The 14,907-nt window shown below is 43.3% G+C and carries 10 protein-coding genes; 6 read left to right on the forward strand and 4 right to left on the reverse strand.

Features of this window, described 5'->3' with window-relative positions:
• Positions 1 to 218: 218 nt before the first annotated feature.
• The 4 genes from BLP85_RS04620 to tig form a co-directional block, all read right to left on the reverse strand.
• Positions 219 to 932, reverse strand: a complete 714-nt coding sequence (locus BLP85_RS04620; RefSeq protein ID WP_092818973.1) for a DUF2846 domain-containing protein — start codon at positions 930 to 932, stop codon at positions 219 to 221.
• A 185-nt stretch (positions 933 to 1,117) separates the two neighbouring features.
• Positions 1,118 to 2,428: an ATP-dependent protease ATP-binding subunit ClpX gene (clpX, locus tag BLP85_RS04625; RefSeq protein WP_092818974.1), complete on the reverse strand. Its 1,311-nt coding sequence runs from the start codon at positions 2,426 to 2,428 to the stop codon at positions 1,118 to 1,120.
• A gap of 27 nt (positions 2,429 to 2,455) precedes the next feature.
• Positions 2,456 to 3,061, reverse strand: coding sequence for an ATP-dependent Clp endopeptidase proteolytic subunit ClpP (clpP, locus tag BLP85_RS04630; protein WP_086198326.1), 606 nt, complete (start codon positions 3,059 to 3,061; stop codon positions 2,456 to 2,458).
• 191 nt (positions 3,062 to 3,252) lie between these two features.
• Entirely contained in the window at positions 3,253 to 4,584 is a 1,332-nt protein-coding gene (tig, locus tag BLP85_RS04635; RefSeq protein WP_092818975.1) for a trigger factor, read from the reverse strand.
• Between the two features lie 285 nt (positions 4,585 to 4,869).
• On the opposite strand from tig, the gene BLP85_RS04640 reads away from it, so the two are divergent.
• The 6 genes from BLP85_RS04640 to BLP85_RS04665 all read left to right on the forward strand — a co-directional run bounded on the left by BLP85_RS04640 (position 4,870) and on the right by BLP85_RS04665 (position 14,855).
• Positions 4,870 to 7,056 (forward strand): TonB-dependent receptor domain-containing protein, encoded by a 2,187-nt coding sequence (locus tag BLP85_RS04640; RefSeq protein WP_092818976.1) that lies wholly within the window; start codon positions 4,870 to 4,872, stop codon positions 7,054 to 7,056.
• Between the two features lie 212 nt (positions 7,057 to 7,268).
• Positions 7,269 to 9,548 (forward strand): TonB-dependent receptor, encoded by a 2,280-nt coding sequence (locus BLP85_RS04645; RefSeq protein WP_092818977.1) that lies wholly within the window; start codon positions 7,269 to 7,271, stop codon positions 9,546 to 9,548.
• Between the two features lie 109 nt (positions 9,549 to 9,657).
• Positions 9,658 to 10,341, forward strand: a complete 684-nt coding sequence (locus BLP85_RS04650) for a Fe2+-dependent dioxygenase (protein WP_092818978.1) — start codon at positions 9,658 to 9,660, stop codon at positions 10,339 to 10,341.
• A gap of 368 nt (positions 10,342 to 10,709) precedes the next feature.
• Complete coding sequence (locus tag BLP85_RS04655) at positions 10,710 to 12,959, forward strand: catecholate siderophore receptor Fiu (protein WP_092818979.1); 2,250 nt, start codon at positions 10,710 to 10,712, stop codon at positions 12,957 to 12,959.
• Positions 12,960 to 13,068: 109 nt separating this feature from the next.
• Positions 13,069 to 13,752, forward strand: a complete 684-nt coding sequence (locus BLP85_RS04660) for a Fe2+-dependent dioxygenase (protein ID WP_092819238.1) — start codon at positions 13,069 to 13,071, stop codon at positions 13,750 to 13,752.
• On the forward strand, positions 13,749 to 14,855 hold the full coding sequence (locus BLP85_RS04665; RefSeq protein WP_092818980.1) for an alpha-hydroxy acid oxidase: 1,107 nt from the start codon (positions 13,749 to 13,751) through the stop codon (positions 14,853 to 14,855). The genes BLP85_RS04660 and BLP85_RS04665 overlap by 4 nt, the downstream gene beginning before the upstream one ends.
• The last annotated feature ends 52 nt before the right edge of the window (positions 14,856 to 14,907 follow it).

A 14,907-nucleotide genomic window follows, 5' to 3' on the forward strand; every position in this document is an offset into this window, starting at 1 on the left:
CGTTTATTGCGAATTATTCAGGTCAATTTATTTGAAAGGAAACTTTTAAGGTCACTCTTTGTGCCTGATAAAAAATGGCGAAAACAAGAAGAACCTCAATTGAGGTTCTTCTTGTGATATTTGTGGGACAGCAGTGCCCAAATGGGTGCTTTTTTTTTTGCATTATTGATCTCTGCTATATGCAATCAATCAGCTGTCTTTTCAAACCTGAAAGCCCTTTACCACGTAAGAGGATTCCAAATCTTAAACGGCTTGGTCAGTTGCACATCTTCCGCTGGATCATATTTTGCTGGTTTCAGTTTTTGCGCTTTCTTACGTAACTTCCCGCTTTTTTGATCCAGGGCAACAAAGTTATAACTTTCTGACTTCAGCTGGGTGTAGGCAATTTCATTTAAACCGGTTTTTTCCGGCACCATAATTAAAGGTCCGGAAACTTCACGACGGGTACTCAAGTTTTCTTCATCATACTTAATAAAATAAGACTGTCCCGCTTGCACGATAAAATCCAGATATTTCGGCTTTTGAAAATGCTGCACGCCCACGGGGCGGCTGGTTGATATGCGATAGGTTCCGGCAGGCAGTTCTACCCAATAATAGTGATTATTTAATAAGCTTGGGATACGCTCACTATTAATAAACAGACTGGATGCCACAATTTCCTGACGGTTCCATTTGCTGTCAGGACGGTATAGATACACTATGGCAGCCTGCTCATCTTGCGCCTGCACCGGTTGAAAGCGCTGTCCCATTTTTTGATTGACCCAACCGCCAATGCTAAACATGCCAAAACGGTATTGTTCCAATAGTCCCGGTTCATGCTCAGTATCTACAGGTTTTAAGGTTGATGTCACTTGGGTGTGTTCCATAGCAGATTTGCCATGACATCCCAATAAAATAAAGCTTGCACAGACTGCAATACAGACTCCACGCATGATTTTCCCTCACCGCGTATTTTTTATTTTTGTACGAAATTAAATTAAGCACTTCATTGTTCGCTATGTATTGATTTTATTTAGGCGTCCACGCCTAATCACCGAGATTAGCATTGCGTTTTATTTTTGAAAATAAAAAACGTGCGAAAACACAAGTTTTCCGCACGTTTCTGACGAATAGCAAATTAAGCAGATTTAGAATTGACTACTTTTAAATCTACTTTAGAGGCATTTTCAGTCTCTGACTTGGGCTGACGTTCTGCTTTTAGCACGGGTTTTGCTTCACCAGAAATCACTGCATCATTCACAATCACAGTCCCTATATCGGTACGGCTTGGTAAATCATACATGGTTTCAAGTAATGCATTTTCCAGAATTGAACGCAGACCACGTGCACCCGTATTACGCTCCAGGGCTTTCTTCGCTACCGCACGCAGTGCTGAATCTTCAAATACCAGATCCACATTTTCCATATCAAACAAATATTGATATTGACGGGTTAAGGCATTTTTCGGTTCAGTCAGAATCTGCATCAAGGCTTCCTCATCCAGTTCATCCAAAGTTGCAATGACCGGCAAACGACCAATAAACTCAGGAATCAAACCAAATTTCACCAAGTCTGTTGCTTCAACCTGACGGAACAAATCAGACAACTTCTTGGTTTCATCCTTGTTCTTCACTTCTGCAGTGAAACCGATCCCACCTTTTTCCTGACGCTGTTGCACGATTTTCTCTAAACCTGAGAAAGCACCACCACAGATAAACAGGATATTTGAGGTATCAATTTGAATGAACTCTTGCTGCGGATGCTTACGGCCACCTTGGGGTGGAATTGAAGCAACCGTACCTTCAATCATTTTCAGTAAAGCTTGCTGAACACCTTCACCGGATACATCACGGGTAATCGACGGGTTTTCAGATTTGCGGGTAATCTTGTCGATCTCGTCGATATAGATAATACCCTTTTGCGCTTTTTCTACATCATAATCGGCTTTTTGCAACAGCTTCTGTACGATGTTTTCAACATCTTCACCAACATAACCTGCTTCGGTCAACGTGGTGGCATCTGCCATGGCGAATGGCACATCCAGCAAACGCGCTAAAGTCTGTGCAAGCAAGGTTTTACCCGAACCTGTTGGTCCAACCAGTAAAATATTACTTTTCGCCAGTTCAACCGCATCATCATGCTTATGACCGCTATGAGTCACTTTTAGACGCTTGTAATGGTTATAGACTGCAACTGAAAGCGTTTTCTTCGCCACATCCTGACCAATCACATATTGATCAAGTGCAGCGCGAATTTCGTGTGGCTTAGGCAAAGGCTTACTTGCCCAATCACCAGATTCAACCTGCTGGCTGGTTTGGACTAAATCCAGGCATACGTCCACACACTCATTACAGATGTAAGCGTCCTCACCTGCAATCAGTTTCCCGACTTCAGACTGCGTTTTACCGCAAAATGAACAATGCTTTTGTCCTTGAGGATGATCGGACATATTCACTCCAATATAAAAATCTGAAAATTATGGACGTTTGCTTAACACTTCATCCACGAGACCGTACTCTTTAGCAGCCTGCGCTGTCATAAAGTTGTCACGGTCAGTATCTCTGGCAACAGTTTCATAGTCTTGACCACTATGCTCTGCCATTAAACGGTTTAAACGTTCTTTAATGAATAGAATTTCACGTGCGTGAATTTCAATATCCGATGCTTGACCACGGAAACCACCAAGTGGCTGGTGAATCATCACACGGGCATTTTCCAGGCAATAACGTTTACCTTTAGCTCCTGCATTGAGCAGGAAAGCTCCCATAGAGGCTGCCTGTCCCATACAATACGTCACGACATCAGGTTTAATGAATTGCATGGTATCGTAAATCGCCATACCTGCAGTCACTGAACCTCCTGGTGAATTAATATAGAGGTGTATATCTTTATCTGGGTTCTCTGCTTCTAAAAACAACATTTGAGCAACAATTAAATTTGCCATATTGTCTTCGACTTCACCGGTTAAAAAGATGACGCGTTCACGCAAAAGACGTGAGAAAATATCGAAAGAACGCTCACCACGAGAAGACTGTTCAACCACCACTGGCACTAAAGCGTTATCAATTGTTGGAACATACATACGTTATTTATTCCTAAATTTTTTGTTACTCAACTCATAGTCACAATATGAGGGATAATTGCTGAAAATGCAAAATATTCCCAATTAAATAACAGATATTTTTTATATAAGCATTGTGAATTCAGGACAGGTTTACGATAAGCCTGTACATAAAAAAAGGCGCATGATGCGCCTTTTTCAGTCAGCTAAGCTTAACCTTGTTGACGAGCTTGCTGCTCTTTCAATAAGTCTTCATAGCTTACTTTTTTGTCAGTCACTTTAGCAGAAGCCAAGATGTGATCAACAACCTGATCTTCTAATACAACAGCTTCGATTTGAGCACGTTGCTGTTTGTCATTTTTGAAGTATTCAATCACTTCAGTTGGGTCTTCGTAAGAAGAAGCCATATCTTCGATGTAAGCGTCAACGCGAGCAGGATCTACTTCAATTTTAGCGTCCGCTAAAACCTTGCTCACCAACACGCCAAGTTTTACAGATTTTTCAGCTTGTTCTTTGAACAGGTCATCTGGAAGCATGCTGCTGTCAAATGCTTTCGCACCTTGAGCACCAAACTGTTGAGTGAACTGTTGAATCATTTGCTGACGTTGACGATCAATTTCTTGAGACAACATGGCAGCAGGAACTTCAACTTCATTTGCAGCTACAAGGGCATCAAAAGTCGCGCCTTTTACCTGGTTACGAAGACCGTTTTTCACTTCACGTTCCATGTTTTTACGAACGTCAGCTTTTAATTTTTCAACGCCTTCTTCTTCAGTTAAACCGAAGATTTTCAAGAATTCAGCATCAACTTCTGGAAGTTTTTGTTTTTCAACAAGCTTCACAGTGATTTTGAATTGAGCTGCTTTACCCGCAAGGTTTTCAGCCTGGTAGTCTTCAGGGAAAGTAACATCAATCACTTTCTCTTCGCCTTTCTTCATACCAACGATACCGTCTTCGAAGCCAGGGATCATACGACCAGAACCTAAAACAAGTTTAAAGTCAGTTGCAGAACCGCCTTCAAATTTTTCGCCATCTACTGAACCTTCAAAGTCGAAAGTCACTTGCATGTCTTTTTTAGCCATGCCTTTGGTTTCAGTCCAGCTTGCACGTTGCTTTTGAAGGTTTTCGATCATTTGATCAACGTCTTTGTCGCTTACTTCAGTTGCTTTACGTTCAACTTCCAAGCCGTCAAATTTAACGTCAACTTCTGGATAAACTTCTACAGTTGCTTCATAAACAAGAGCGTCTTCCTTGTTTTCAACTTTTTCAATGTTTGGCATGCCAACAGCATTGATTTTCTCTTGCTGGATCGCTTCAAACACTGTGTCACGAATTACATCGTTCACAACTTCTTGATAAATGCTTGCGCCATATTCGCGACGTACTACATTTAAAGGTACTTTACCTGGACGGAAGCCGTTGATCTTCACAGTTTTAGCAGTGCGTTTTAAACGAGCTTCAAATTGCTCGTTCACACGGCTCGTCGGTACAGATACATTTAAACGACGGGCAACGCCCGAAACCGCTTCAGAAGTTACTTGCATGGCTTCCTCGATATAGAAATAGTAATTGCAATTTTGAAAGTGCCACATTATATGACAACATTGAAAGATATACAAAGCAGTATGAATTAACCACTATTTTTGTCTTGTTCTGCGATTAAATTTAAATTGAATGTAATGTAAAAAATCTCCTCTCTTTATTCCCACTTTAATATTTTTGTATATTTTTTATTGCAAATGATAAGTCTTATCATTACCATTAATGCGTTTTATTCTGTCTTGTTTATTTTCAGTTAGTTATCTCGTCCATCTTTGGAATTCTATTGTATGAGTCAGTTCAATCTCCGCCCGCTTGGCCTTGCCATTCTAGCAATTACCTCTCCTTCCATTTTTGCCAATACTGAAACACAATCTGCTCCCCATCAGCTTTCCACTCTTGTGGTATCCGCTACAGGCTACGAACAAAAATTAAAAGATGCGCCTGCATCCATTACAGTCATCACAGCAGAAGACTTGAAAAATAAAAGAATTACTTCGATTGCAGATGCTTTAGTAGATGTGGAAGGTGTCGATATTAGCCCGACCGCGGGTAAAACTGGCGGGCTAAACATTCGTATTCGTGGAATGGACTCAGAATACACCTTGGTATTAGTCGATGGTCGTAGACAAAATAGTACTGGCGATATTTCACCGAATGGATTTGGTGAATCTAACAATAGTTTTATTCCGCCTGTTTCCGCAATCGAGAGAATTGAAGTGATTCGTGGCCCTGCATCTACGCTTTATGGTTCAGATGCAATTGGGGGTGTGGTGAATATCATCACTAAAAAGGTTTCACCTGAATGGACAGGCGCTGTAACACTTGAAGGGACCCTTAACCCGAACTCCTCTGACTTTGGCAACCAGCGTGCTGTAGATGCCTATGTCACTGGTCCCTTGATTCAGAATTTACTGGGTATTCAGCTCCGTGGCCGTAAGGCTGAACGCGATCAATCGCACATAACCACAGATGCCAATTCCGATACCGAATTAACTCAAGGCAATAACCCGACAAAGTCTGATCTGGAAACTATTGGCGTTCGTCTGACTCTAACCCCTAACGATGATCATGATATCTCAGCAGAATATGAACAGACCGAACAATGGTATGACAACAGTAATGGCCAGCTCGGTACTCTAGGTGCCAATGGCGGTTATAACTCTGCGCAAGAATATAACCGTGAAAAAATCATTCTTGCCCATAGCTGGAAAACCAGTGTGGGGACTTTGGATTCAAGTATCAGCAATACACAGACAGAAACGGTTGGCCGCTTAATCCCTTCGCGTGCACAAGGTCTATCACAAGCCGTGACCCCACGGCTGCTAGAAAGTGAAGACACCATTTTTGATAGCAAATTTACCACGCAACATTTTAGTGGACACAATATTACCCTCGGTGGTCAATGGTGGGATGCCAGCATTAAAGATGGTTTACGTGTCAATAAAGAAGTGTCATTTGATCAACTGGGTTTATTTGCAGAAGACACCTGGTCATTTACAGACAGCCTGGCTTTAACTCTCGGTCTACGTTTTGATGATCACAGCACATTTGGCGACTTTTGGACGCCACGCGCTTATTTGGTCTGGAATGCAAATGATAACTGGACCTTTAAGGGAGGCTATTCAGAAGGTTATAAGGCTCCACGTTTGGAACGTCTCACCACGGGTATTTATAATGTTAGCGGTCAAGGGCGTACCCCGGTTTTTGGTAATCCGGATTTAAAACCTGAAACCAGTAATAACTTTGAAATCGGCACGTATTTTAATAACAATTCTAATTTTGATGCCAATATCACGGCCTTTTACAGCCAGATTGAAGACAAAATCGTTACCGGCAATGTTGAACAAAGATGTAATACCAATACCAATAAAACTGTTTGTGAAGAGTTTATGGCATCCATTGGTACACCTTGGGTCATGGATTACTATCAGAGCCGAGGACAAAAACTTCCCGATTCGTGGAATGTTACCCGTCCTACCAATGCAGAAAAAGCGGAAGTCTATGGAATTGAAACCGGCTTCAACTGGGAATTTGCACCGGCATGGAAATTCGGTGTGAATTACACTTGGACAGAAACTGAAATTAAAGACAGTACTTTAGGTAATCCTCCGCTTAACGATACGCCAGAACATATCGTAAATGCCTCATTAAAATGGCAAGCCGATGACAATATTCAGTTATGGGCACGTGGCGAATACCGTAGCGAACGGACACGTTTCACTTCAACTTATGAGAACTTAACTGCTGCAAATCAAAAAGTTTATGATGCTTTAGGTGAGTTTAAAAGTTATGCATTGCTGCATGTTGGTTCCAACTTTAGGGTAAACGACAATTGGGACCTGGGCGTTGCTTTATATAACGTATTTGATAAAGACTTTAATGAGCATGAACTGATTGATGGCAGTTATTACAACCATTACAGCAATACCCAAGAAGGTCGTCGTGTTCAGTTAAGTACGACGTTTAAATTCTAATATTCAAAATCCCCATTAAAAACCCTGCATAAGCAGGGTTTTTCTATATTAAAATAAATCAAATACTTAATTACAAATAGTTACATTATTTCATTCAATATCCCGTTTTAGTTTATCTTAAGAATCGTCAATTCCAATTCAACTTCATAGTGATAAAAAATAAGAATCATTATTATTCTCATACGTTTTCACAGTACCTTTTTGAGTTCGACATGGCCTTCATTAAAACACGCAAAAAAATCGTATCTTCTGCGATTGTTTCCTCACTTTCAGTGATGGCAGCGAATGCATTTGCACAAGATCAAGTTGCTCAACTTGAAACTATTCATGCTCAGGCGGAAGCAGAAACAGCTCAAGGTCTAAAAGTAGATCAATCTGCCAACTCCAAGTTTGTTGCTCCTTTGCTGGATACACCTAAATCAGTTTCTGTCATTTCCAAGCAGCTGATTGAAGATACTCAAGTGACAACTTTGAGCGATGCTTTGCGTACAGTGCCCGGGATTACTTTAGGGGCGGGTGAAGGGGGCAACCCGAATGGCGACCGTCCATTTATTCGCGGTTATAACTCAGAAAGTTCCATGTATGTCGATGGTGTGCGTAACGCCACTTCACAAAACCGTGAAATGTTTGCTGTCGAACAGGTTGAAGTGACCAAAGGTTCAGCCTCTGCAATGGGCGGTGCAGGTACAACTGGCGGTAGCGTTAACATGATTTCTAAAGTTGCGAAAAAAGGCGACTCATTAGAAGGTTCTGTTGGCGCAGGGACAGACAGTTACCAGCGTATTACTTTAGATGGCAACAAAGATTTTGGTAACGGTATTGCTGCCCGTGTAGCAGTAATGGGCCACCATAATGAAAAAGCCGGTCAAGCCGATGGCACTGAATACAAACGTGCCGGTATTGCTCCAAGTATTACGTTTGGCTTGGATACGCCTACCCGTGCGACCTTAAGCTATTACTACCTAAAAACAGACGATACTCCTGATTCAGGCGTACCCTACAACAATCCTACTGGATATTCGCAATATTCAGGAAAGCCAATTGATGTCAAGCAAGGCGTTTATTACGGCTGGGAAGACCGTGATTTCCAGAAACAGGAAAATCAGGTGGGTACAATCAAGTTAGAACATGACCTGACTGACAATTTGACCATTACAAATACCGCGGTTTATAACAGCTCTAAAAATAATTATCTGTGGACCAACCCGGATGATTCTCAAGGAAACATTTATAAGAATGGGAATGTATGGGCACGTGTAAACTCACGTATTGCGGATACCGATACATTTACCAACCAGTTAGCGTTAACCGGAAAATTTAATACCGGTGCTCTTAAGCATAGCTTTAACTTAGGTGCAGAGTATTCGGATCAAGAAACAGATCGTACCCAATATATTCTTAATGGTGTTAATACGACGGGTAGTGTTGATGCGGTAGGTAATCCACTTAATAGCTGTTCTGCTGCCGCTATTACTTCAGGCTGGTGTACTTCTGTTCAAAATCCTAACCGTGGCCCGTGGACTGGATCAATCAGCACAGAGGGTGCCGACCAATATAATATTCAAACAAAATCCACTTCTGCTTATTTCCTGGACAGCATTGAATTCAATCCACAATGGATTTTAGATTTGGGCGTACGTTGGGATAAATTTAATACTGAACAAACCATGACCGCGGGTAGCAAAAATACCCTTTTCTCACCAGGCACTATACGCAAAGCAGAGAATGATAAAGATTTCTTCAACTATCAAGCCGGTATTACTTACAAACCTGTAGAAAATGGCTCTATTTATGCCAGCTATGCAACCTCAGCAAATCCGGTCGGTGTCGATGGTGGTGATGGCTCCGAAGCACTGAGTAACCAAAGCAGTTCTGTAAGCCAGGTACAAGCGGATTTCATCAACAACCTCAAACCTGAGGAAGTCCGCACGATGGAACTGGGTACAAAGTGGGATTTATTTAACGATAAATTAAACTTAACAGCGGCTATTTTCCGTACTGAAAAAACCAATACACGAGCTGTTGATACTGATGGTTTTACACGGAACATTGGTGAAACTCGCGTAGATGGTCTTGAGCTTGGTGCAAATGGGAACATCACGGATAAATGGGCAGTTTCTGCAGGTTATACCTATTTAGATAGTGAATTGGTTGATGACGGTGCGGGTACAAACGATGGCAAGCAAGTTCAAAACGTTGCAAAAAATTCAGCCACCCTGTGGACCACTTACCAGGTACTTCCACAGTTAACGCTGGGTGCGGGTGCAACGGCAATGGATAAAGTCTATGCGAATGCAGCCAATACCAAATACGTTCCAGGTTATGTGCGTTACGATGCCATGGCACGTTATAACGTCAATGAAAATATTGACCTGCAATTGAATGTCAATAACCTGTCTGACGAACGCTATTTCACTAAAGCGTATGCATCTCACTATGCCACTGAAGCTGAAGGGCGTAGCGCAGTATTGTCGCTCAACTTTAAATACTAAAATTGAGCTTTAAAATCCCATAATTTATTTATGGGAATTTATTGAAAATAGCCTCATCATGAGGCTATTTTTATAGCTACAAAATTTATTCATCCAAAGGTGTATTGCCGTGATCCATCATATTCCGCATGTCCTGAGTAAAGAACAAGTTCAATATTTCCGTGATGAAATGGCAAAAATTGAATGGGTCAATGGTAAAGTCACTGCCGGCACGCTTTCAGCAACGGTCAAGCAAAACCAGCAATTGCCTGAAGATCATCCGCTAACGCATCACTTAAGTACCATCATTTTAGAATCATTGGGTCAGCATCCCTTGTTTTTATCTGCGGCCATTCCCCTCGACATTATTCCTCCCCTGTTTAACCGTTATGAAAACAATGAAGCCTTTGGTTTTCATGTCGACAATTCCATCCGTCGTATCCGTGGCAGCAATGAGCGCTTACGAACGGATTTGTCCTGCACGGTTTTTTTGAGTGAACCGGAAGAATATGAAGGTGGCGACCTGGTGGTAGAAGACACCTATGGCTATCATGAAGTTAAACTGCCCGCGGGCGATATGATTCTCTACCCTTCCACCAGTGTGCATGAAGTCACGCCGGTAACCTCCGGCTGCCGTCTCGCTTCGTTCTTTTGGGTACAAAGCATGATCCGTGATGATGCTGAACGCCACATGCTGTTTAATCTGGATCAGTCCATTCAGAACTTGCGTATGCAGTTGGGTGACAAGCACGAAGAAGTGATCAAGCTGACCCAGCTTTATCATAATTTAATGCGTAAATGGGCGGAACTCTAAGTTTAAAATCATGAAAAGCCCATGATTCAAGTGCTGCATGAATGCGAGGATAATTTTAATTTTCCTGAAACTGAGCAGCAGAGTTAAGCATTTCATTGTCAGTGAGCATAAAAATCACAGCCCAATCATTATTCTTTTTCAGTAGTGCAATGGATTCAGTACATCGATTGCACTTTTTTAAACAGTATTTCAAATAAAAGCGGATAATCTCATATAAATTTATTGCAAATAATAATAATTATCATTAATATTTGCACCATTGTTACATTCCATAACAATACGTTCACTTTTAGTTCCAGATTACTGACCACAAAAGTTGCAAAACAGTATTGGAATTCTGTCTTATACGAAACTAGGGATGACTGACCATGGCACACATCAAAAGCCGCAAACACCACAGAAACGCTCAACTGGTTGCATTAGCGGCCTCGTTCCCGCTCATGACTCATGCAGCGGCGAATAATGGCGTAACCCAGCTCCCAACCATTACCTTGGAATCTAAAGCAGAAAATAAATATAAAGCCGATAGCGTCAGCTCCCCAAAATATACCCAGCCACTGGTCGATACCCCGCAAACCATTTCAGTGATTAAAAAAGAACTATTAAAAGAACAAGGTGCAACGTCTTTGGTTGAAGCCTTAAGAAACACCCCGGGAATTACCCTGCAACTGGGTGAAAATGGCAATACCAGTGCCGGTGATGCCTTCCAAATGCGCGGCTTTTCGACTCAAACTTCTACCTATGTCGATGGTATCCGCGATTTGGGTGCGGTCACCCGCGATGTCTTTAACGTGGAACAGATTGAAGTGGTCAAAGGCCCGTCTGGTGCGGAAGCCGGCCGTGGCGCGGCATCCGGGTATATCAACCTGGCCAGCAAACTGCCTCAAACTGAAAATAGCCGTGAAGTTTCTGCCACTTACAATACTGCAGAACATGCCCGCCTGACTGCCGACATTAATCAGGTGATCAACGATAGCGTGGCGGTTCGCTTAAATGCCATGGGACAGGACGGCGGCGTTGAAGGTCGCGATTTTATTGAAAATAACGGTTGGGCCATTGCACCCTCGATTGCCTTTGGACTGGATAGCGATACCCGTTTGTATCTCTATTCACAGCATATCCGTCAACGTAACATTCCGGATGGCGGTATCCCGACCATTGGTATGAAGGGTTTCTACAACGCCGATTCTGCTTTAGCTTCAGCGCCTAAAGTCAACCGTGAAAATTATTATGGCCAGGCCAATGACCATGAAGATGTCGATGCAGACATGTACACGGCAAAAATTGAAAGTGATCTGGCTGAAAACGTCAAGCTGACCAACATCACCCGTTTGGGTAAAACCAGCATGAACCGTGTTTTAACCGGGATCAACACCGGTTCAGCGGGCTTAAGAACCAATGGTTCAACTGATCCGAAAGACTGGGAAGTTAACCGTTCACGTCAGGGTGTCGATCAGGAAAACAAGATTCTGGCTAACCAAACGACTTTAAACCTGAATTTAAAAACCGGTGCGATTGAGCATGATGTGGTTGCAGGTCTGGAATTCTTAAAAGAACAGCAACACAACAAAACCATGGCCACACAAATGCCGGGGCAAGCGACGGTAGCAACCTCTTGGGCCAATCTTTATGATCCAGATCGCAATGAAGCAATGCCAGCACTGATGTATAACGGTGGCTATACCCATGGTGAAACCGATACAGCTGCCGCCTATTTATTCGACACGCTTAAATTTGGTGAGCGCTTCCAGCTGAATGGCGGAGTACGGGTCGACTATTATGATACCGAATATGATGCTTTGACCTTGCCATCGGGTAGCAGCAGCTTGGTTCCTGCAAGTTTTGGTGCGAATGACACCTTGGTCAGCTGGAAACTGGGCGGCCTATTTAAACCTACCGCTAAAAGTAGCGTATATGCTTCTTATGCCAAATCCCTGACCCCTCCGGGAAGTGCCAACTTTAGTCTTTCAGCAGAAGGAATTAACAGTGCGGCTGCAAAACCGCAAGAAACCCATCACTATGAAATTGGCACCAAGTGGGATCTGCTGAATGATCAGCTGGCACTTAATGCTGCTGCCTATTACACTGAAAATGAAAACCAGTTTACCCAGGATGCGATTACTCAAGAATCCATTCAGCAAGGTAAAACGAGCGTAAAAGGGGTTGAACTGAGTGCTGTGGGTAAAATTACCGAAGCATGGAATGTGTCTGCCGGCGTTGCGCACATGAAAACAGAACAAGAAGATCAGCTGAGCGTGAATGCAACCACTGGCGCAATTACCCGAACCAACAATGTGCGCTGGTCACCTGAATGGACAGCAAGCTTATGGTCGACCTATGATGTTGCCGGCTTTAAACTGGGTTTAGGCGCACGTTATGTGGATGAGCAAAAGCGTGTGATTACCGATAGCACGGCAGCGGCGAATATGCCAAACATTCCGGGCTATGTGGTGTTTGATGCCATGGCGGGCTATAACTTCAATAAAAATGCCTCGGTCAACTTGAATGTCTATAACCTGGCAGACAAGGAATACATCAGCACCTTGAACAATGGTGGTGGCCGTGTGATATTAGGACAACCGCGTTCAGCAGCCTTAACCTTTAACTACAAGTTTTAAGTCATTCGCCAAGTCTTAGCAGATTGAGTATAAATGTAGTGTATTAGAGCTCTAATGCACTACATTATTCTTTTGGATTCAAGTTATTTAAGGGATGCAGATCAAGCTGATGATGTTACATATTCCTGAAATTCTGAGCAAACAGCAGGTTGCCGATTTACGCCAACAATTAGATAGCAGTCAGGCCTGGGTTCAGGGTCAGCACAGTGCCGGCTTTCAGGCACAGAAAATAAAAAATAATTTGCAGATTGATCCCAACAGCATTGCTTATCAATCCTTTTCGGCCAAAATTCTCCAGGCCTTGCAACACAACATCCTACTCAAATCGGCAGCATTGCCCAAGCATATTCTTCCGCCTTTATTTAACTGTTATCAAGATCAGGGGCATTATGGCAATCATGTCGACAATGCCGTGCAATATTCCAGCAGCATCGGACAAGCTATTCGGACTGACGTTTCCATCACCGTGTTTTTATCTGAACCGGATGAATATGCAGGCGGTGAACTGATTGTGGAAGATAATTATGGCAGCCATGAAGTCAAGCTTGATGCTGGGGATGCCATACTCTACCCGGCCACCAGCTTACATCGGGTGGAAGCAGTGACTCAAGGCAAGCGAATTGCGGCTTGTACCTGGATACAAAGCATGGTCAAAGATGACTGGCAGCGCAGCATGCTGTTTAACCTCGACATGAACATTATTAAATTACGCCAGCAGATTGGCGATAACGAAGAAATTCTGGGTTTAACCAGTCACTACCATAATTTATTACGCCAATGGGGCGATCTATGAAAACCGTTGCGCCCGTCGCTCCCCTCTCCCAGATTCCGGCCTATTTACAGACCGTCGCCGATTATGAAATTGAAGCACAGAAGCATCTTTCCGACATGGTGTGGCAATACTTGCAAGGCGGCGCCATGGATGAAGTCAGCGTTCGGGATAATCTGGATCAGTTTCAACAGATTCACTTATTGCCCCAAATGCTCAAAGACCTGACTCAAGGCCATACCCGCTGTAAAATTTTAGGGCAGGAATATCCGCATCCGATTTTTCTGGCCCCGATTGGGCACCAGCAACAGTTCCATCCTGAAGCTGAAGCAGCAACTGCACTGGCAGCAGAAGTGCTTGGCAGCAATATAGTGCTCAGTACCTTCAGCAATACCGACATGCGCCAGCTGAAACAGGACAATCCGTACAAATGGTTTCAGCTGTACTGGCAAGGCGACCGGGAAAAATCGCTGGCTTTGGTGAAGCTGGCCGAACAGCAAAATTTTAAGGCGCTGGTGATTACCGTGGATTCTCCGCACACCGGCATCCGTGACCGCGAACGCCGGGTATTTTTCCATTTGCCTGAGGACATGCAGCATCCGCATACCCCGGCACATATTCCCTTGCCTGAACTGCATGAGGGAGACCATCCCGTGTTTAATGGCTTAATGAAGATTGCACCGACCTGGGAGGATATTGCCTGGATGGTTCAGCACACTTCATTACCGGTCATTTTAAAAGGCATCGTCAATCCGCAGGATGCCCGGCTGGCCATTCAGCACGGCGTACAAGGCCTGATTGTGTCGAATCATGGCGGTCGTGTTTTAGATAGCTGCATTCCTCCACTCACCGCCTTGCAACTGATTAAAAAAGCGGTACCTGCCGATTTTCCACTGCTCTATGATGGCGGGATTCGCCGTGGTTCAGATGTGTTTAAAGCGATTGCGCTGGGCGCTTCGGCGGTTTTCATCGGGCGGCCTTATATTTATGGGCTGGCAACTGCAGGTGCATTGGGCGTGGCGCACGTGATTAAAATACTGAAGGAAGAATTTGAGATTACCATGGCATTAATGGGAACAGCCACGCTAAACGACATTAACAGTGATTTTATTTTCCAGAAAAGATAAAATTATTGAAAAATATTTTCTTAACTTTGATTCTGCATGCAAAAATAGAAAA

The sequence above is a fragment of the Acinetobacter kookii genome (genome assembly GCF_900096895.1).
Lineage (GTDB): Bacteria > Pseudomonadota > Gammaproteobacteria > Pseudomonadales > Moraxellaceae > Acinetobacter > Acinetobacter kookii.